13 protein-coding genes are annotated in these 19,422 nt (G+C 70.9%); 4 read left to right on the top strand and 9 right to left on the bottom strand.

Annotation, left to right across the window (positions count from 1 at the left end):
- Positions 1–70: 70 nt before the first annotated feature.
- Entirely contained in the window at positions 71–529 is a 459-nt protein-coding gene (locus tag MYF83_RS24305; RefSeq protein WP_248962969.1) for a hypothetical protein, read from the top strand.
- Between the two features lie 8 nt (positions 530–537).
- Here the strand turns inward: MYF83_RS24305 and pyrE are convergent, their stop codons facing one another.
- On the bottom strand, positions 538–1,074 hold the full coding sequence (gene pyrE, locus MYF83_RS24300; protein WP_248962968.1) for an orotate phosphoribosyltransferase: 537 nt from the start codon (positions 1,072–1,074) through the stop codon (positions 538–540).
- Positions 1,075–1,307: 233 nt separating this feature from the next.
- On the opposite strand from pyrE, the gene MYF83_RS24295 reads away from it, so the two are divergent.
- Positions 1,308–3,461, top strand: a complete 2,154-nt coding sequence (locus MYF83_RS24295) for an NYN domain-containing protein (RefSeq protein ID WP_248962966.1) — start codon at positions 1,308–1,310, stop codon at positions 3,459–3,461.
- A 34-nt stretch (positions 3,462–3,495) separates the two neighbouring features.
- Here the strand turns inward: MYF83_RS24295 and MYF83_RS24290 are convergent, their stop codons facing one another.
- Positions 3,496–4,122: a response regulator gene (locus MYF83_RS24290; protein WP_248962964.1), complete on the bottom strand. Its 627-nt coding sequence runs from the start codon at positions 4,120–4,122 to the stop codon at positions 3,496–3,498.
- Positions 4,122–8,303 (bottom strand): HAMP domain-containing protein, encoded by a 4,182-nt coding sequence (locus MYF83_RS24285; RefSeq protein WP_248962963.1) that lies wholly within the window; start codon positions 8,301–8,303, stop codon positions 4,122–4,124. The genes MYF83_RS24290 and MYF83_RS24285 overlap by 1 nt, the downstream gene beginning before the upstream one ends.
- A 121-nt stretch (positions 8,304–8,424) precedes the next feature.
- Here MYF83_RS24285 and MYF83_RS24280 point away from each other — a divergent pair, with 121 nt between their 5' ends.
- The gene (locus MYF83_RS24280; protein ID WP_248962962.1) at positions 8,425–9,981 is read left to right on the top strand and encodes a PP2C family protein-serine/threonine phosphatase; all 1,557 of its coding nucleotides are present in this window, start codon (positions 8,425–8,427) and stop codon (positions 9,979–9,981) included.
- A gap of 63 nt (positions 9,982–10,044) precedes the next feature.
- Here MYF83_RS24280 and MYF83_RS24275 read toward each other — a convergent pair whose 3' ends face one another.
- The 3 genes from MYF83_RS24275 to MYF83_RS43885 form a co-directional block, all read right to left on the bottom strand.
- Positions 10,045–11,838: a S9 family peptidase gene (locus tag MYF83_RS24275; RefSeq protein WP_248962960.1), complete on the bottom strand. Its 1,794-nt coding sequence runs from the start codon at positions 11,836–11,838 to the stop codon at positions 10,045–10,047.
- Between the two features lie 116 nt (positions 11,839–11,954).
- The gene (locus MYF83_RS24270; RefSeq protein WP_248962958.1) at positions 11,955–12,773 is read right to left on the bottom strand and encodes a putative RNA methyltransferase; all 819 of its coding nucleotides are present in this window, start codon (positions 12,771–12,773) and stop codon (positions 11,955–11,957) included.
- A 70-nt stretch (positions 12,774–12,843) separates the two neighbouring features.
- On the bottom strand, positions 12,844–13,806 hold the full coding sequence (locus tag MYF83_RS43885) for a TetR/AcrR family transcriptional regulator C-terminal domain-containing protein (protein ID WP_248962957.1): 963 nt from the start codon (positions 13,804–13,806) through the stop codon (positions 12,844–12,846).
- Positions 13,807–14,081: 275 nt separating this feature from the next.
- Between MYF83_RS43885 and MYF83_RS24260 the strand changes: the two genes are divergently transcribed.
- The gene (locus MYF83_RS24260; protein ID WP_248962956.1) at positions 14,082–15,278 is read left to right on the top strand and encodes an FAD-dependent monooxygenase; all 1,197 of its coding nucleotides are present in this window, start codon (positions 14,082–14,084) and stop codon (positions 15,276–15,278) included.
- Between the two features lie 27 nt (positions 15,279–15,305).
- Here the strand turns inward: MYF83_RS24260 and MYF83_RS24255 are convergent, their stop codons facing one another.
- The 3 genes from MYF83_RS24255 to MYF83_RS24245 all read right to left on the bottom strand — a co-directional run bounded on the left by MYF83_RS24255 (position 15,306) and on the right by MYF83_RS24245 (position 19,333).
- Positions 15,306–17,408 carry a 3-hydroxyacyl-CoA dehydrogenase NAD-binding domain-containing protein gene (locus tag MYF83_RS24255; RefSeq protein ID WP_248962955.1) on the bottom strand — a complete coding sequence of 701 codons (2,103 nt, stop codon included), beginning with the start codon at positions 17,406–17,408 and terminating at the stop codon, positions 15,306–15,308.
- Entirely contained in the window at positions 17,405–18,604 is a 1,200-nt protein-coding gene (locus MYF83_RS24250; RefSeq protein WP_248962953.1) for a thiolase family protein, read from the bottom strand. The genes MYF83_RS24255 and MYF83_RS24250 overlap by 4 nt, the downstream gene beginning before the upstream one ends.
- 165 nt (positions 18,605–18,769) lie before the next feature.
- Positions 18,770–19,333 carry a PadR family transcriptional regulator gene (locus MYF83_RS24245; protein ID WP_248962952.1) on the bottom strand — a complete coding sequence of 188 codons (564 nt, stop codon included), beginning with the start codon at positions 19,331–19,333 and terminating at the stop codon, positions 18,770–18,772.
- Positions 19,334–19,422: the final 89 nt, after the last annotated feature.

Below are 19,422 nucleotides of genomic sequence, written 5' to 3'. Positions count from 1 at the left end.
CTGCTGAGCGGGCCGCCGGGCTCGCGCAGGCGCTACCCTCCGGTATGTGGGACGCCACCGGTCTGACCCCATGGGCATCGCCCGCCTGCTGCTCGTGGGCCTGGCGGTCCTCGTGCTGCTGGCATTGATCGTGGTCGGCGTTCTGTCTCTCATCGGCTCGCTCAAGTCCGACGAGACCACGCCGGCGCCGAGCGGTGCCGGCGGCTTCGGACAGGTGGTGACCGACGTGTCCTCACCGGCTTCGCCGGTCGTCTCGGTGTCGCGGGGCTCACCTGGGGCCGACGTGCCCACGCTGTTCGTCGAGTGCCAGGCCGACCGGTGCCCGCTGTTCGTCCGCGTCACCGGCGGCGACGTCGTCGAGGACCGCGACCTGAGCCGGGGCCAGCAGGCGTCCTACTTCCAGCCCGCCCTGGACGTCGTCATCGGCGACGCCTCCACCGTCCACGTCGAGGTGAACGGCGAGCCGCGCTCCGCGGGCAAGCCCGGGGAGCGCCAGAGCTTCACCGCCGAGCGCGCCCCGGCGTCCTGACCCCCGGCTCAGTCGAGGCCGAGGTCGGTGAGCGTGTAGGCCGTGCGGTACGGAAGCCCGGTGTCCTCGATCGCCCGCGCGGCGCCCCGGTCCACGATGGTCGCGACCCCCACGATCTCGGCTCCCGCCTCCCGTAGCGCCTCCACCGCCGTGAGCACCGACCCGCCCGTGGTCGAGGTGTCCTCCACGGCCAGGACGCGCCGGCCCGCGACGTCCGGTCCTTCGATGCGGCGCTGCAGCCCGTGGGCCTTGCCGGCCTTCCGGACGACGAACGCGTCCAGATGGCGCCCCCGCGCGGCGGCCGCGTGGAGCATGGCGGCGGCCACCGGGTCGGCGCCCAGGGTCAGCCCGCCGACGGCCTCGTAGCCGAGATCCTCGGTCAGATCGAGCATCACCCGGCCGACCAACGGGGCCGCGGTGCCGTCCAGGGTGATCCGCCGCAGGTCGACGTACCAGTCGGCCTCGCGGCCCGAGGAGAGCACGACCCTGCCGTGCACCACGCCCTTTTGCTTGATCTCGTCCAGCAGATTCTCACGGTCGCTCATGGTGCAAGCCTAGAGAGGCCCGAATCCCGTGGTCCGACGGGCCACTCGTTTATCACCCCAGGTCGGTAATAGAGGACAAACTGGTACGGTCTGCGTGAACGTTCCTAGATATGGTCAGGCGCGGGCCGAATCGCCGGGATTCACCCTCGTACGATCAGTGGCTTCATTACCCTGAGATAGGGCCGGGCTTCGGCTGCCACCGGGCCAGGGCCATGTAGAAAGGGCGGTGTCGCGTGGATCGCTGCGCGCTGTTCGTGGACGCCGGCTATCTGCTGGCGGACGGCGCGATGGCCGTGCATGGGACCCGCCATCGCGAGGCCGTCGCGTGGGACTATCCCGGCCTGCTCCAGCTGCTGTCAACGCTTTCCCGCGAGCGCACCGACCTCCCGCTCCTGCGCTGCTATTGGTACGAGGCGACGGTCGAGGGCAGGCGCACCCCCGAACACGACGCGCTCGCCGACATCCCCGGCCTCAAGCTGCGCCTGGCCCGCATCCGGCCCGGCCGCAGGGAAGGCGTGGACGCCCAGGTCCACCGTGACCTGATGACCCTGGCCCGCAACAACGCCATCTGCGACGCCGTGGTGGTGAGCGGCGACGAAGACCTGGCCCAGGTCGTGAGCGACGCCCAGGATCTCGGCATCCGCGTCACCGTCATCCACATCGCGGCCGAGGGCAGCTGGGCGGTGTCCCGCACGCTCCAGCAGGAGTGCGACGACCTGATCGAGATCGGCAGCGGCCACCTGCGGCCCTACGTCAACCTGGTGACCGGCAACGTGGCAGGCGGCTCCGGCAACGGGTCCGCCTCCGGAAACGGGCACCACCTGCCGCAGCCGGTCACCAACGGCCGGTCCCGCGAGGGTCACGGCCACAGCAGTGGCCGCTCGGCCTCCTCGGCGGGAGCCCCGGCGTCCCCCGCGCCCTCCGCCTACGGCGCCGGCTCCCATGGTCCCCTGTCACAGGGGGCCGGTTCGCACGGCTCCGCGTCGCGCGAGCCTTCCCAGGCGGCCGCCGGCCACGGGCAGAGCCCCCTGGAGTCCGCGTCTCGCGACTCCCAGACCGCGCAGGGCCCTCTCGACTCCGACTACCAGTCGCCCCCGCCCGGTCAAGGTCCACTCGGCTCCGGCTACCAGCGGTCCCCGGCCGGGGAGGGTTCCTCCGGCTCCGACTACCAAGGGTCCTCCGCCGGGCAGGACTCCCTCGACCAGGACTACCAAGGGACCTCCACCGGGCACGGCTCTCTCGGCTCGGACTACCAGGGGTCTTCCAGCGGCCGTGATCACCAGGGGTCCTCCACCGGGCAGGGCTCGTTCAGCTCCGCCTCGCACGGCTCCTCGGCAGGGCAGGGTTCCCACGGGCCGGAGTTCCAGGGGTCGTCCGCTGGAGCAGGCCTGGGGTCGGAGTTCCAGGGATCGTCCGCCGGAGCGGGCACCCTCGGGTCGAGCTCGCTCGGGTCCACCTCGATCGGCTCCGAGGCGCACGCGTCCGCCGCGCAGGCGGGCGACTCGCGCATGCAGGCGCGCAGGGCCCTCGGGTCTGGCTCACATGGGCCCAGCGGTGCCTCTCCGGCCTCCTCGGGGGCCGGTGGTCTCGAGTCTGCCTCGCACGGCTCCGGCGGTCCCGGGTCCGCCACCGCGAGGACGGGCGGCGGTCCGGCCGCCGGCCCTTCGACCTCCGGCGACCTCGGGTCCGCCTCGCACGGCTCCGGCGGCCTCGGGGCGAGTTCGCACGGTTCCAGCGGTCTCGCATCCGGCCTGTCCGGCTCTGCGAGGTCGAGTGGTCTGGCGTCGGGCTCCCACGGGTCCGGCTCCCATGCCGGGGGCGCTCACGCGACCGGTTCCCACAGCGCCGGCTCCCAGGGGTCGGGCGCGCACGGCTCCGGCTCGCCGCCGCCGGCCCCGCAGCGCTCGTCGCCGCCCGCGCTCCCCGCCGGCTACTCCGGCTACGCCTCCGAGTCGCGGCAGTCTCCTCCTCAGGCTCCACCGTCGGCCCCCATGGCGGCACCGGTGCCCCCGCAGTCCGTCCCGGGCCAGTACAACATGGGAGGCTCCGGCGGCCAGCCGGCCTATCCCGGGCCTCAGCTCGGCCCCTACACCGGTCCCCAGCCGGCTCCGATGCCCTCGCTCGCCGGCACGCCGGGCACCACCACGCTGGCCGACGCGGTGAAGGCCGCGCACAAGGAGGGCCACGACTTCGGTGAGTCCGTCGCGCGGGACGCTCCCGCCCTCTGGCTCGAGGCCGTGCTCGCCCGCAAGCCGCGCATGCCCTCCGACCTCGAGGCCCGCCTCCTCCAGGGCTCCTCGCTGCCCATCGACTTCCTGCTCCACGACGAGGTGCGCCACGCCCTGCGCCGCGGCTTCTGGGACGCCCTGGAGCGCGCCCGCCGCTGACGCCGCGGGTGCCCGGGCGGGAAACGCGGGGAGGCTACGAGAGGGCGTCGAAGCCGGCGCGGAGGTGGAGGACCCGTTCGGTGAGGTCCTTGACGGGGCCGGCGAACGAGGTGCTGCCGTTGGCCTTTGACACCATTTCCTCCAGCCGGGCCAGCTCCTCTTCCACGCCCTTCAGCCGCCGGGACAGCTCAGGGAGCACCTCGGCCCCCACGCCGTCCGGCAGCTCCACGGTGAGGCGCTCGCGCAGCAGGGCGGCCTGCTCGGCGAGCCGGCGGTTCATGTTGTAGAGCTCGACGAAGACCGACACCTTGGCCCGGAGCACCCAGGGGTCGAAGGGTTTGGTGAGATAGTCGACGGCGCCCGCGGCGTACCCGCGGAAGGCGTAGTCGGGGGCGCTGTCGACCACGGTCAGGAAGATGATCGGGATATTGCGGGTGCGCTCGCGCCGCTTGATGTGCGCGGCGGTCTCGAAGCCGTCCATGCCGGGCATGCGCACGTCGAGCAGGATGAGCGCGAAGTCGATGCCGAGCAGAGCCTTGAGCGCCTCCTCCCCCGACCGTGCCCGGATGGCCACCACGTCGAGGGAGCTGAGGATGGCCTCCAACGCGATGAGGTTCTCCTCGCGATCGTCGACCAGCAGGATCTTCGCCCGGTCCGGCATCAAGCGCGTCCTTCCCTTCCTTCACCCGACGGCACGCGGCCACGCGTCAGCCAGCCTCGCAGGCGTTCGAGGAGCCGGTCGACGTCGACAGGCTTCGGCACGTAGTCGGACGCGCCCGAGGCGATGCTCTTCTCCCTGTCACCATGCATCACCTTGGCGGTGAGCGCGATGATCGGCAGGTCGGCGAACTGCGGCATGCGGCGGATCGCGGACGTGGTCGCCCAACCATCCATCTCGGGCATCATGATGTCCATCAGGACCAGCGCGACATCTTCGTTGCGTTCGAGCTGCTCGATGCCCTCGCGGCCGTTCTCGGCGTAGACCACGGTGGAGCCGTGCCGTTCGAGCACGCTGGTCAGCGCGAAGACGTTGCGGATGTCGTCGTCCACGATGAGGATCTTCGCGCCGTTCAGCGGGTCGTCGCCGTGCCAGACGCGGGTCTCGGCGGCCTCGGAGAGCTGCGGCAGCCGCATGTCGTCGTTCAGGTCGGGGATCTCCGGCGGCCGGCTGGAGCCGTCGAGGGCGGCGGGCTCCTCTCGGTAGTCCGGCGGCGAGATCGCCGCACCGCCGGTTCCGGCGGCGAGCGGCCCGGCGTACCTGATCGGAAGGTGCAGGGTGAACGTGCTGCCGTGCCCGGGCTCGCTCTTGGCGTGGATCTCGCCGCCGAGCAGGCGGGCGATCTCACGGCAGATCGACAGGCCGAGGCCGGTGCCGCCGTACTTGCGGCTGGTGGTGCCGTCGGCCTGGCGGAACTGCTCGAAGATCATCTCGAGTTTCTCGGGCGCGATGCCGATGCCGGTGTCCACCACCGCGAAGGACAGGATGTCGTCGCTGTCCTGCAGAGTGCTGTCGATGTAGGGCACGGTGCCGGCGGCGCGGCTGATGCACAGGTGCACCTCGCCCTTCGGCGTGAACTTGACCGCGTTGGACAGCAGGTTGCGCAGGACCTGCTGGAGGCGCTGCTCGTCGGTGTGCAGCTCCTCCGGCACCGAGGGGTCGACCTCGACGGTGAAGGCCAGCCCCTTGTCCTGCGCGAGCGGGGTGAAGGTCGCCTCGACGTACTCCACCAGCTTGGGCATGGACAGCTGTTGCGGGTGGATGTCCATGCGGCCCGCCTCGACCTTGGACAGGTCGAGGATGTCGTTGATCAGCTGGAGCAGCGCCGAGCCCGCGCCGTAGATGGTCCTGGCGAACTCCACCTGCTTGGAGGTCAGGTTGCCCTCGGTGTTCTCCGTAAGCAGCTTGGCCAGCACCAGGAGGCTGTTCAGCGGGGTGCGCAGCTCGTGGGACATGTTGGCGAGGAACTCGGACTTGTAGCGCGAGGAGACGGCGAGCTGCTCGGCGCGTTCCTCCAGAGTGCGGCGGGCCTGCTCGATCTGGAAGTTCTGGATCTCGATGGCGCGGTTCTGCTTGGCGAGCAGCGCGGCCTTGTCCTCCAGCTCGGCGTTGGACCGGCGCAGCTCCTCCTGCTGGCGCTGCAGCTCGTCGGAGCGCTCGCGCAGCTCGGTGGTGAGCCGCTGGGACTCGGTGAGCAGGCCCTCGGTGCGGGAGTTGGCGATGATGGTGTTCATCGTGACGCCGATGGTCTCGACGAGCTGGTTCAGGAAGGCCAGGTGGACCTCCCCGAACCGGTCGAACGAGGCCAGCTCCAGCACGCCGAGCACCTGGTTCTCGAACAGGACCGGCAGCACGACGATCTGGGCGGGCGTGGAGCGGCTCAGCCCCGACTCGATGGTGAGGTAGGCCGGCGGGACGTCGTCCAGCACGATCGGCCGGCCCTCGGCGGCGGCCTGGCCGACGATGCCCTGCCCGAACATGAAGGTCTGCCGGGGGCTGCGTCCCGGCCGCATGCCGTACCCGGCGATCAGCCGGAGCTCGTTGTCGGCGGGGCTCTCGACCATGTAGAAGGCCCCGTAACGAGCCGACACCAGCGGGGTGAGCTCGCTCATGATGAGCTTGGCGACCTCCATCAGGTCGCGGTGGCCCTGCATGAGGCGGGAGACGCGGGCCAGGTTGCTCTTGAGCCAGTCTTGTTCCTGATTGGCCTTGGTGGTGGCGACCAGGTTGGACACCATCGTGTTGATGTTGTCCTTCAGGTCGGCCAGCTCGCCCTGCGCCTCGACGGTGATCGAGCGGGTCAGGTCTCCGCGGGCGACCGCGCTGGTCACCTCGGCGATGGCCCGCACCTGAGTGCTCAGGCTGCTGGCCAGCTCGTTGACGCTCTGGGTGAGCTGCTTCCAGGTGCCCTCGACGCCTTCGACCCGGGCCTGGCCGCCGAGCTGGCCCTCCGAGGCCACCTCGCGGGCCACGCGGGTCACCTCGGAGGCGAACGACGAGAGCTGGTCGACCATCCGGTTGATGGTGGTCTTCAGCACCAGGATCTCGCCCTGGGCGTCGACGTCGATCTTCTTGGACAGGTCGCCCTTGGCGACCGCCGTGGTGACCTCGCCGATGTTGCGGACCTGGTAGGTGAGGTTGGTGGCCATCGAGTTGACGTTGTCGGTGAGGTCCTTCCAGACGCCGGACACGCCGCGCACCCGGGCCTGGCCGCCGAGCTGCCCCATGGTGCCGACCTCGCGGGCCACGCGGGTGACCTCGTCGGCGAACAGGGAAAGCTGGTCGACCATCGTGTTGACGGTGTCCTTGAGCTGCAGGATCTCGCCCTGCGCGTCCACGGTGATCTTCTTGGACAGGTTGCCCTGGACCACCGCGGTGGAGACGGCCGCGATCTGCCGCACCTGGGAGGTCAGGTTGTTGGCCATGAAGTTGACGTTGTCGGTGAGGTCCTTCCAGACGCCCGACACGCCGTGCACCTGTGCCTGGCCGCCGAGCTGGCCCTCGGAGCCCACTTCGCGGGCCACCCGGCTCACCTCGGAGGCGACCAGCGAGAGCTGGTCGACCATCGTGTTGATCGTGGACTTCAGCTCGAGGATCTCGCCCTGGGCGTCGACGTCGATCTTCTTGGACAGGTCGCCCCCGGCCACGGCCTTGGTGACCTGGGCGATGTTGCGGACCTGGTAGGTCAGGTTGTTGGCCATCGAGTTGACGTTGTCGGTGAGGTCCTTCCAGACGCCCGACACGCCCTTGACCTCGGCCCGGCCGCCGAGCTGGCCCTCGGTGCCGACCTCGCGGGCCACGCGGGTGACCTCGTCGGCGAACAGCGAGAGCTGGTCGACCATGGTGTTCAAAGTGTCTTTGAGCTGCAGGATCTCGCCCTGCGCGTCCGCGGTGATCTTCTTGGACAGGTCGCCCTGCGCGACGGCCGTGGCGACGGTCGCGATGTTGCGCACCTGGCTGGTGAGGTTGCCCGCCATGACGTTGACGTTGTCGGTGAGGTCCTTCCAGACGCCCGACACGCCGCGCACCCGGGCCTGCCCGCCCAGCTCACCCTCGGTGCCGACCTCGCGGGCCACACGGGTGACCTCCTCGGCGAAGGCCGAGAGCTGGTCGACCATGGTGTTGACGGTGTTCTTGAGCTCCAGCATCTCGCCGACGGCGTCGACCGTGACCTTGCGGCTCAGGTCGCCCCTGGCCACGGCGGTGGTGACCACGGCGATGTCGCGGACCTGGGCGGAGACCCGGCTGGACATGGTGTTCACGGCCTCGGTCAGGTCGCGCCAGCTGCCGGACAGGCCGCGGAGGTTCGCCCGCCCGCCGAGCTGCCCTTCGGAGCCGACCTCGCGGGCGACCCTGGTGACCTCGGAGCTGAACAGCGCGAGCTGGTCGACCATGCCGTTGATGGCCTTGCCGAGCCGCCGGACCTCGCCCTTCGCGGTGCGGCCGACGTCCAGCCGCCGCGACAGGTCGCCCTGGGCGACCGCGTCGAGCACGTCCGCCGCGCTGCTCACCGGGCCGACGAGCGCGTCGATCAGGTCGTTCACCGAGTGGACGCTCTCGGCCCACGAGCCGACTCCCGGCCCCGGCACCAGGCGGACGCCGAAGCGCCCCTCCTTGGCGATCTCGCGGCTCACGCGGATGAGCTCGTTGGCGAGGTGCTCGCGGCGGTCGGCCACTTCGTTCAGCAGGAGCCTGACCTCGCTGAGGTTGCCCGGCGGGGCGAAGGGCACGCGTTGCCTGAAGTCGCCATCGCGCCATGCCATGAGCGTTTCCAGGAACGGCCGTAGATCGGATTCGGTATAGGACCGCTCCGAACCGGCCCCCACGGTCGGGGTACCCTTCATGAAGCCTCCTTCACGCTGTTCGGGCGGGATGTGGAGTAGTGCCAGTCTGGCATGAAGGGCGCTGTGCGGTCGCCCTGTCTATCGACCGCGTGCGAGAGTCGACTGTGATAAGCACGGTGCAATGACAAGTTCTTCCCGGGGTGTGCTGGCCGCTTCGTTCGCGCCTGGCAGGACCGCCCTACCCGCCGCCACGCGGTTCACCCGCGAGGTGATGACCGCATGGGCGGCCGCCTCCATCAGCATGGAGGCCGAGCGGCTGACCGGAGAGCTGGTCTCCGAAGTGGGCGATGTCCCATTTGAGATTGTATGGGTGCATCAGGGAGATTCTCTCCAGATTGAGCTGCGCGAGAAGGAACGCGACAGCGCCGCGATGTCCCCTCCTTCGGCTTCCGTCACGGTCTGGGGGGTCAGCTTCGCCGGAGCGCTGCGCACCCGCTGGGCCCGCCTCGCCCTGCCCGGCGGCCAGAGCAGCCCCGTCGACGACTGGACGGGGCAGCGGGCCTCACAGGGGCCCGGCTGGCTGGGCTACCTCGCCGACGCCAGCGACCTGCTCGCCGGCACGCTCGACCCCGACATGGTGCCCGCCCTCATCGCGCAGATCGTGGTGCCGAGGCTCGCCACCTGGTGCGCGGTCTACACGGTCCCCGCCGACGACGGGCCGCTCAGCCTCGCCTACCTGTGGCACGCCGACGAGTCCAAGATCGATCAGCTGCGCGAGCGGCTGGACGAGGCGGCCATCCCTTCTGTGGACAATCTCACTCCTGTGCCGATCCAGCTCACCGAGTGGCAGTCCCTCGCCTTCCCGCTGATGGCGCGCGGGCGCAGCCTCGGCCTGATGTGCCTCGGCCGATCGGGGCGCTTCCCCGACGACGTCGCCCAGCTCGCCGAGGACCTCGGCCGGCGGGCCGCCCTCGCCATGGACAACGCCAGGCTGTACGCCCAGCAGGCCGACGCCAACCGCGCGCTCCAGCGCAGCCTCCTGCCGCCCGGCACCCCCGCCGAGACGCCCGGCCTGGACTACTCCGTGGTGTACGAGCCGGCGGGCGAGACCAACGAGGTCGGCGGCGACTTCTACGACCTGTTCACCACCGGCGAGGGCACGTGGCGCTTCGCCATCGGCGACGTCTGCGGCACCGGTCCGCAGGCCGCGGCCGTCACCGGCCTGGCCCGCCACACGATCCGCCTGCTGGCCCGCGAGGGGTACGACGTGGCCGCGGTCGTCTCGCGGCTCAACCAGGCGATCCTGGAGGAGGGCGAGCGGGCGAGGTTCCTCACCCTGCTCCACGGTGAGATCACCAGCACCGATGACGGCCTCGACCTCTCCCTGATCTCCGCCGGGCACCCCGAGGCGCTGCGGCTGCGCCCGAGCGGCGTGGTGGAGGCCGTCGTGACCTCCCAGTCACTGCTCGGCGTCTTCCCCGAGGCCGAGTTCGCCGTCGACCACGTCCACCTGGCACCCGGAGACGTTCTGCTCGGCGTGACCGACGGCGTGACCGAACGCCGGTCGAACGGGCGGCTGCTCGACGACGACGGCGGCCTCGCCAAGCTCCTCGCCGAGTGCGCCGACCTGTCGGCCCGGGCGGTGGCCGAGCGCATCCGCCGCGCCGTGCAGGAATACGCGATCGAGCCCAGCGCCGACGACCTGGCGATCCTGGTCCTCAGAGCCGAGCCTATTTAATCGCCCCGCTGCGTTGATGGCCTCGCTTCTCTCGGCGGGTCGGGGCGCCCCTCGCGGGATGGGTCAGGGCTGGGTGGAGGGAGGCTGGGCCAGGCCGACATGCTTGTACGCGAAGTCGATCTGGGTGGCCATCTGGCGGATCCGCTCTTCGATGACCAGGGTGCCGTGGCCGGCGTTGTAGCGGTAGACCTCGTGCTCGTGCCCGCGCTCGGCCAGCTTGCCGAGGTACTTCTCGATCTGCCTGATCGGAGAGCGCGGGTCGTTCTCGCCGGCCAGCACCAGCAGCGGCGCCTGCAGCGAGTCGAGGTAGGTGATCGGCGACGACGCCGCGTACAGATCGGGCACCTCCTGGGGCGACCCGCCGAACAGCGCCCGGTGGTAGGCGCGCAGGCCCTCGGTCTCGTCGCTGTAGGCCGCGGCGTGGTCGGTGATCGGCACGGCGGCGATGCCGGCCGCCCACGACTTGGGCTGGGTGCCGACACCGAGCAGGGTGAGGTAGCCGCCCCAGGAGGCGCCGGCGAGCACCAGGCGCTCGGGATCGGCCACGCCCTGGTTGACGGCCCACTCGCGGACCGCGGCCACGTCGGCCAGCTCGATGTGGCCCACGTCGCCCCGCAGCGCGTCCCGCCATGCCGAGCCGTACCCGGTGGATCCCCGGTAGTTGACGCGGACGACGGCGAAGCCGACGTCCACCCAGGCGGCGACGTTCGGCATGAAGGAGTCGTCGTCCTGCGCGGCCGGGCCGCCGTGCAGCAGGAACACCGTCGGGTAGGGCGCGGTGCCGATGGTGGGGCGCGACACGAGGGCGTGGACGCGCCCGCCGGGGCCCTCGACGAGGACGTCCTCCAGCGGAACCGCCGGCGGCGCGGACGGCCCCGACTGGTTCATGACGACATGGCCGTCGCTGGCCCTGATCACCGGAGGATGCGCGGCGCTCGACCAGGAGTACTCCACCGTGCCGTCGGGGCGGGGCATCGCGTCGTGGATGACGCCGTGCGGGGTCTTGATCGGCGCGAGGTGCCCGCCGCCGAGGTCGTACCGGAACAGCTCGGTCCTGGCGCGGTTGTTGTGGCCGATCAGCAGCGCGCGCCCGTCGTGGTACCAGTCGGCGGTGATCTCTCCGGGGACGCGCAGCCAGATCTCGCGCTGCTCGCCGGTCACCGGGTCCCAGACAAGGGGCTCGCGCCGGCCCCGCCGCTCGTGGAGGGCGAGGATGCGCCGGTCGTTCATGGTCGGCGCGAACCGCACGCCGGTGAAGCCCTTGCCCGGCCCGTCGTGCAGGTCGCCGACGACCTGGCCGTTCGGCCTGATCACGCGCAGCGCGGGGTGGCGGGAGTCGCCGTGCTCGCTGTGGGTCACGGCGATCAGCGAGCCGTCGAGTGAGATTCCCGCGACCTGCGCGAACTCGCGGGACTCGTAGATCACCACAGGCTTCTCCTCGCTGCCGACGCGGACGAGGAGGACCTGGAAGCCGTGGCGGCTGCTCCTGCCGACGGCGGCGGTGCCGATGCCGGACAGCGCGAGGCCGGTGGGGTGGCCGGGGGCGAGGTCGGGATGGGCCGGCATCTCGGGGCCGCCGTCGAAGGGCTGGCGCATCCAGATGCCGAACTCGTCGCCGTAGGTGTCGGAGAACCACCAGATCCACTGGCCGGTGGGGTCGATCGCGGCGTAGGAGGTGCCTCGCGGGCGGCTGGTGACCTGGCGGGTCGCGCCGCTCGCGCGGTCCCAGGCGTGGATCTCCCAGATGCCGGAGATGTTGCAGCGGTACACGGCCCGGCCAGGAGCAAGCCGTGCCCAAATGGGCAGTGTCATACGTGCCGCGCGGAACCTGGCCTGCCAGCGTTCCTCGGCCTTCATGGGCGTGCCCCTCCCTCACGCTCTCCCGGACCGGGATCGGCGGGTTGCCGTCAAGTATGTCGCTTCTGTACGCAAGATGGCCTACAAAGTAGGGGAAATTCGTAATTCGGGTGCGTCTAGGCGATCTTACGGAAGAGAGAGATCCGGCACGACATCCTGACGGTCATCGGGTCCGGAAAGCGGACGATTTCCCGCCTGAGCGCCACCGGATCGGTGTGCCAGGCGCTCGGCCCCATGCCTACCACGGTTTCGACGGCCCGGTGGTCCAGCCGCATGTCCGACTCCTCGATCAGATGGCCGGTCTCGGCGAAATGCGCCCCGAGCGCCTCCTGGACCCGCCGCGCCTTGGACTCGTCCACCGAGAGCAGCCCGAGCTCGCCGACCAGGGGGGCCAGGTGCCGCGGCGTCGGCGTCACCACGACCAGCGTCCCGCCGGGACGCAGCACGCGGGCGAACTCCGGCCCGTTGCGGGGGGCGAAGACGTTCAGCAGCACGTCGACGCACCCGTCCTTGACCGGCAACGGACGCCACACGTCCGCCACCACCGCGCCGATCCGCGGATGGGCCCGGCCGGCGCGCTTGAGCGCGTGCTTGGAGATGTCCAGGGCGATGCCGGCGTCATCGGGGCGCAGCACCTCGGCCAGGTAGTACCCCGTACCGGCCCCGGCGTCGAGGACGACCCCGCCGGACGCCGACTCGCGCAGGCGGGCGGCGAGAGGGGCGTAATGGCCCGCTCCCAGGAACGCGGCACGCGCGGCCACCATGGCGGGGGTGTCGGCCGTGCCGGGGACGCCCGACCCCGTCAGCAGGCTCACATAGCCCTGCCTGGCGACGTCGAACGCGTGACCTCGCGCGCACCGCACCACGTTGCCGTCGAGCGCCTGATCGGCCCGGCACACGGGGCAGGTGAGGTAGTCGATGACGTCGGCCAGCATGTCCCCCATCATCCCGGCCGTACGAGGGTGCGCCGCCCGCCGGTGAGGGGGGAGCGCGCATGTGTCCCCCTCACCGCTCGATGAGCACGGCGAGGCCGTCGAGCATGCGTTCCAGGCCGAACTCGAACAGCGTGTCCAGGTCGAAGTCGGACTCGGGGTGGGTGACGATGCCGGCGAACGTGGGGAAGTCTCCCGACGCCAGGATCCCGGCGAACGTCGGGTCCAGTGCCTCCAGCCACTCCTCGTCGGTGACCCCGGTCTCCTGTTGCGCCAGGGCCTCCCGCTCCAGGTTCACCGCGATGCCGTGCACGTAACTGATCACCGTCATGGCCGTGTGGAGCACGATGTTCGGGCGGAGCCCGAGGCCGTCCAGTGCGCGCATCAGCCACTCGGAATGGACGAGCGCGTTGCGCGACAACAACGGCCGCGTGAACGACATGACCTGCGCCAGCCAGGGGTGCCGGCGGTAGAGCGCCCAGTGCATGCGCGCCGCCAGCTCCAGCCGCTCACGCCAGCCCTCTGGGGAGGACTCGGGGGGAGCCGAGTCACCGAACGCGGTGTCGACCATCAGCGTGACGAGCTCGTCCTTGCCGCCCACGTGGCGGTAGAGGGACATGGTGGCGACGTCCAGCTCGGCCGCGATCCGCCGCATGGACAGGGCCGCCAGCCCTTCGGCGTCGGCGATCGCGACGCCGGCCCGCACGATCCGCTCGCGGGTGAGGTCCTGCTCGCCCACACGACCCTCGCCGCCCTCAGGGCCCCCGCGGCCCTCAAGGCGCCGGACGGCGGGACGGCTCGGCTCGGGGACGTGCACGACGGTGCCGACCCCGGGCAGGGCGCGAACGAGGCCCTCCTGCCGCAGCGTGGTCAGCACTTTGGTCGCGGTGGCCATCGCCACCCCCCACTGCCGGGTGATCTCGCGGGTCGAGGGGACGCGGTCGCCCGCCCGCAGCTCGCCCGCGGCGATGCGCCGCCGGATCTCCCGGACGATCCGGATGTACGGCGGGTCGGGCTGCGGCCCGGGTCGGTTCACGGTGCCTCCTTGTCCGGTCGGGTTCCGATGCTCGATCCCCGCAGGGGCGTACTAGTGCACCGTGCGAGCGAGCGTACTCGGCGGCCGTGGCCGGATGGACGTTCGCCGTGGTCAGGATTCATCCCACTCTCTCTGTCCACCTGCTGGTGCACTAGTACTCTAGAACACATTTAAGCAGGTAATTGCGTATATACGCCGTACGCCTTACCGTGTACGCAACGGCTCGTACAGCGTACATACACCTGGGCCGTTCCGACGCGGGCTGGAGAGGGTCAATGAGGAACAGAAGCATCCTGATCTCGGGAGCGAGCATCGCCGGGCCGGCGCTGGCGTACTGGCTGCGCCGCCACGGCTTCGACCCGGTGGTGGTCGAGAAGGCGCCCGCGTTCCGGGACGGCGGCCACGCCATCGACCTGCGCGGCGTGTCCCGCGAGGTGGTGGAGCGCATGGGGCTCATGGCGGAGGTACGGCGGGCGAGCATCGGCACCCGCGGGATGTCGTTCGTCAACGGCGCGGGCAAGCGCATGGCGAGCATGCCCGCCGACATGTTCGGCGGGGAGGGACCGGTGGCGGAGATCGAGATCCTGCGCGGAGACCTCGCCCGCGTCTTCTACGACGCCACCCGCCGCGACACCGACTACATCTTCGACGACTCGATCACCGCGCTCGCCGACGCCCGCGATGGCGTGAAGGTCACGTTCGAGCGGGCCGAGGCACGCAGGTTCGACCTCGTCGTCGGGGCGGACGGCGTCCACTCGGCGGTGCGCGCCCTCGCCTTCGGCGAGGAGTCGAGGTTCAGCCACCACCTCGGCTCCTACACCTCGTTCTTCACCATCCCGTATCCGGTGAAGCATGATCGGTGGGATCTCTACCACACCGCCCTGGGAGGCAGGGTGGCGGCGATCCGCCCGACTCCCCGTGAGAACGAGGCCAAGGCCCTGTTCGGGTTCACCTCGCCGCCGCTGCGGTACGACAGGCATGACGTGAACGAGCAGAAGGAGATCCTCGCCGGCGCGTTCGCCGGAGTCGGGTGGGAGGTGCCACGGCTGCTGGAGGGCATGTGGGAGGCGCAGGACTTCTACTTCGACACGGTCAGCCAGATCCGCATGGAGCGCTGGTCGAGCGGGCGGGCCGTCCTGGTCGGCGACGCGGGCTACAGCCCCTCGGCCCTGACCGGCCTCGGCACCAGCCTGGCGCTGGTCGGCGCGTACGTGCTCGCGGGAGAGCTCGCCGCGGCAGGTGGTGATCACGTGGCCGGGTTCGCCGCCTACGAGCGCGAGATGCGGGAGTACGTCAGGCAGGCCCATGCTCGGGCCGGCGGCGGCGCCTCATCGCTGTTCCCGAAGTCGAACGCGGCGATCTGGATGCGCAACCAGATGATCCGGACGCTGCCCTACATGCCGTGGAAGGGGCTGATCGCCAAGAAGCTCCAGCAGGCCGACGTCATCACGCTCAAGGACTACCTGAGCTGACGACGCCGGCCGCTGGAGCACGCCTGGTCAGGCGGGGACGGAGGCGACGCCGGGCGCCAGGAACCGGTGCCCGTTGACCTGGGCCGAGACGCCGGTCCTGTCCAGGTACGGCGTGATGCCGCCGGTGTGGAACGGCCACCCGGCGCCGAGGATCATGCACAGGTCGATGTCCTCGGCCGCGGCGACGACCCCCTCGTCCAGCATCAGCCGGATCTCCTCGGCCAGCGCGCGCAGTGACCGGTCGCGTACCTCCTCCGCGCTCGGCCCGCTCGCCCCCGCGGCCTCGAAGATCTGCCGCGCCTCGGGGTCGATGGAGAAGTCCGGCGCGTAGACGCCCGGCTTGCCGGCCTTCACGAGGGTCGCCAGGTTCGCCGAGACGCCGTACCGGCCCGGGAAGGCCTCGTGCAGCGTCTCCGCGACATGCAGCGCGACGGCGGGGCCGACGAGCTGCAGCAGCGCGAACGGCGTCATCGGCAGCCCGAGCCCGTCCAGCGCGTGGTCGGCGACCTCGATCGGGGTGCCCTCGTCGACCGCGCCGATGACCTCGCCCATGAAGCGGGTGAGCAGCCGGTTGACCACGAACGCCGGAGCGTCCTTCACCAGCACGCTGGACTTCTTCAGCGCCTTGCCGACCGCGAACGCCGTGGCCAGTGTGGCGTCGTCGGTCCGCTCGGCCCGGACGATCTCCAGCAGGGGCAGCACGGCGACCGGGTTGAAGAAGTGGAAGCCCACCACCCGCTCGGGGTGGCGCAGCTCCGCCGCCATCGCCGAGATCGACAGGGAGGAGGTGTTGGTGGCCAGCACGCACTCGGGGGTGACGACGGCCTCGACCTCGGCGAAGACCCGCTTCTTGATCGCGAGGTCCTCGAAGACGGCCTCGATGACGAAGTCGGCGTCGGCGAACGCGTCCTTGGTGAGCGAGCCGGACACCAGCCCCTTCAGCCGGTTGGCCTGGTCGGCGGTGATCCGTCCCTTGCCGAGCAGCTTGTCGACCTCGGCACGGACGTAGCCGACGCCCTTGTCCAGGCGGGCCTGGTCGAGGTCGGTGAGCACCACGGGGACCTCGAGGCGCCGGGCGAACAGCAGGGCGAGCTGGGAGGCCATCAGGCCGGCGCCGACCACGCCGACCTTGGTGACCTTGCGGGCCAGGGCCTTGTCCGGTGCGCCGGCGGGCCGCTTGGCGCGCCGCTGCACGAGGTCGAAGGAGTACAGCCCGGCACGCAGCTCGTCGCCCATCAGCAGGTCGGCCAGCGCCTTCGTCTCGGCCTCGAAGCCCTCGTCGCGGCTCGCCGTGCGGGCCAGCTCCACCAGCTCCAGCGCCTTGTACGGGGCGGGGGAGGCGCCGTGCAGCTTGAGGTCCACGAGCGTCTTCGCGCCCGCCACCGCGGCGTTCCAGGACCCGGCGTCCTCGGTGAACGGGTGGCGGGAGACGGCGGCCTCGCCGGTCAGCACGCGGGCGGCCCAGCGCAGCGACTCCTCCAGGAAGTCGGCGGGCTCGAAGAGCGCGTCGGCGACGCCGAGCTTGAACGCCTCGGTCCCCTTGACCATGCGGTTCTGGGACAGCGGGTTCTCGATGATCAGCTTCAGCGCGTTCGCCGGGCCGATGAGCCGGGGGAGCAGCTGCGTGCCGCCCCAGCCGGGCACCAGGCCGAGGAAGCACTCGGGGAGCGCGACCGCGGGGACGCCCGAGGAGATGGTGCGGTACGTGCAGTGCAGCGCCACCTCCAGGCCGCCGCCCATCGCCGCCCCGTTCACGAAGGCGAACGACGGCACCTCCAGCTCGCCGAGCCGGCGGAACACCTCGTGCCCGAGCCGGCCGAGCGCCTCGGCCTGGTCGCGGGTGCGGACCAGCGCCGCGCCCTTCAGGTCGGCGCCGACGGCGAAGATGAACGGCTTGCCGGTGATGCCGACGGCCGCGAGGTCGGTGCGGTCGCAGACGGCGTCGAGGGCCTTGTCCAGCTCGGCGAGGCCGCGTGGGCCGAAGGTGTTGGGCTTGGTGTGGTCGAAGCCGTTGTCCAGCGTGATCAGGGCCATCGTGCCCGCCCCGCCGGGGAGCCGGACGTCGCGGACGAGCGCGCCGGTGACGACCTCGTCGTCGAAGATGCCGGTGATGTCGGTGGTGTCGCTCACTTGCCGCCCTCCCAGGCGAGGTTCTCCCAGATGACCGTCCCGCCCATGCCCATGCCGACGCACATGGTGGTGATGCCGTAACGCACGTCGGGGCGCTCACCGAACTCGCGGGCGAGCTGGGTCATCAGCCGCACGCCGGAGGAGGCCAGCGGGTGCCCGAACGCGATGGCACCGCCGTAGGGGTTGACGCGCGGGTCGTCGTCGGCGATGCCGAAGTGCGACAGGAAGGCCAGCACCTGCACCGCGAAGGCCTCGTTGATCTCGAACAGGCCGATGTCGCCGATGGACAGCCCGGCCAGGCGCAGCGCCCGCTCGGTGGAGGGGATCGGGCCGACGCCCATCACCTCGGGGTCGACTCCGGCGAAGGCGTAGGAGACCAGCTTCATCTTCGGTGTCAGGCCCAGCTCGGCGGCGGCGTCCGCGGCGGCGATGATGCTGCCGGTGGCGCCGTCGTTGATGCCCGCGGAGTTGCCGGCGGTGACGTGCCCGTGCGGGCGGAACGGCGTCTTGAGGGACGCCAGGCCCGAAAGGGTGGTGCCGGGCCGAGGGGGCTCGTCCTCGGTGGCGAGGCCCCAGCCCTCGGCGGCCTTGCGGGTCGCCATCGGCACCAGGTCGGGCTGGATCCTGCCGTTGGCGTAGGCCTTGGCGACCTTCTCCTGGGAGGCGACGGCGTAGGCGTCGGCGCGCTCCTTGCTGATCTCCGGGTAGCGGTCGTGCAGGTTCTCCGCGGTCATGCCCATGATCAGGGCGGAGCCGTCGACGAGCCTCTCGGACAGGAAACGCGGGTTGGGGTCGACGCCCTCGCCCATCGGGTGGCGTCCCATGTGCTCGACGCCGCCGGCGATGGCGACGTCGTAGGCGCCGAAGGCGATGCCGCCGGCGACCGTGGTGACGGCGGTCATGGCGCCCGCGCACATGCGGTCGATGGCGTAGCCGGGCACGGACTTCGGCAGCCCGGCGAGCACCGCCGCGGAGCGGCCGATGGTGAGGCCCTGGTCGCCGATCTGGGTGGTGGCCGCGATGGCGACCTCGTCGACCCGCTCGGGCGGCAGTTGCGGATTGCGCCGCATCAGTTCACGGATGACACGGACGATCAGGTCGTCGGCGCGTGTCTCGGCGTACAGACCCTTGGGCCCGGACCGGCCGAAGGGTGTGCGCACGCCGTCGACGAACACGACGTCACGGGACGAAGGCACGGCTGGCTCCTCGCTGCTGGATGGCTTCCGAGCTACATGCTACTCGCGAGTAACATGATGCCACGGCATGACCTCCGGCGCGGCGGGGGGTCTCCGGGCGTCCCGGTCACGTATGTCGTGACGACCTCACGCCTGGCACTCCTGGTCGTGCAGGTCGTGACGAGCTCAGGCCGGGCATTCCCGCTCACCCGTCCGCGATCCGCGCGAGCGGGAGATGCGATCCACCTCGCCTTCGGCCCATTCGGCCCACTCGCGCTGCATGGCGCTGTACCGCAGCCCCCACTCCAGCGCGATGCGGCCGTAGACCGACAGGTCGTCCTGGCCCTGATCCACCATTTCGCCCAGCCCGCTCAGCCTCTCATGGGTGCCGGCCGCCGACTCGGCGCGCCGCCGCAGGTAGGTGCGGGCCTGCTCGGGGATGACCTGGCCGAGGAAGAAGACGCGCAGGAGCAGGTCGCTGCGCTCGGTCCCGACGGGCTCGACCTCCGTCAGCCAGTGGCGCAGCTCGGTGAGCCCCGCCTCCTCGATGGCGTACTCCTTGCGCCCGCGCGGCCCTTCGGCGGCCACTTTGACCATCCCGGCGTCGGCGAGGCGGGAGAGCTCGGTGTAGACCTGGCTCTGCGTCGCCGGCCACACGTTGGCCAGGGAGATATTGAAGATCTTCAGCAGGTCGTAACCGCTCGCCGGGCCTTCGGCGAGCAGGCCGAGCAGTGCGTGTCGGAGGCTCATGGAGCCGATCATACATTCCACTATTGACATGTCGATATAGAACCTTCTAGCTTCGACATGTCTACAGTGGAATGTCGAAAAGGTCACCG

Source organism: Sphaerisporangium perillae (assembly GCF_023276435.1).
Classification (GTDB): Bacteria; Actinomycetota; Actinomycetes; order Streptosporangiales; family Streptosporangiaceae; genus Sphaerisporangium; species Sphaerisporangium perillae.
Note: the sequence above shows the minus strand (reverse complement) of the source record. Positions and strands in the feature narration are given on the sequence as shown.

Excerpts from the sequence above, each read along its gene's own strand:
- MYF83_RS24285 (WP_248962963.1), bottom strand. The coding sequence starts at position 8,303 with ATGAAGGGTACCCCGACCGTGGGGGCCGGTTCGGAGCGGTCCTATACC.
- MYF83_RS24275 (WP_248962960.1), bottom strand. The coding sequence starts at position 11,838 with ATGAAGGCCGAGGAACGCTGGCAGGCCAGGTTCCGCGCGGCACGTATG.
- pyrE (WP_248962968.1), bottom strand. The coding sequence starts at position 1,074 with ATGAGCGACCGTGAGAATCTGCTGGACGAGATCAAGCAAAAGGGCGTG.
- MYF83_RS24305 (WP_248962969.1), top strand. The coding sequence starts at position 71 with ATGGGCATCGCCCGCCTGCTGCTCGTGGGCCTGGCGGTCCTCGTGCTG.
- MYF83_RS24280 (WP_248962962.1), top strand. The coding sequence starts at position 8,425 with ATGACAAGTTCTTCCCGGGGTGTGCTGGCCGCTTCGTTCGCGCCTGGC.
- MYF83_RS24270 (WP_248962958.1), bottom strand. The coding sequence starts at position 12,773 with ATGCTGGCCGACGTCATCGACTACCTCACCTGCCCCGTGTGCCGGGCC.
- MYF83_RS24290 (WP_248962964.1), bottom strand. The coding sequence starts at position 4,122 with ATGCCGGACCGGGCGAAGATCCTGCTGGTCGACGATCGCGAGGAGAAC.
- MYF83_RS24260 (WP_248962956.1), top strand. The coding sequence starts at position 14,082 with ATGAGGAACAGAAGCATCCTGATCTCGGGAGCGAGCATCGCCGGGCCG.
- MYF83_RS24245 (WP_248962952.1), bottom strand. The coding sequence starts at position 19,333 with ATGAGCCTCCGACACGCACTGCTCGGCCTGCTCGCCGAAGGCCCGGCG.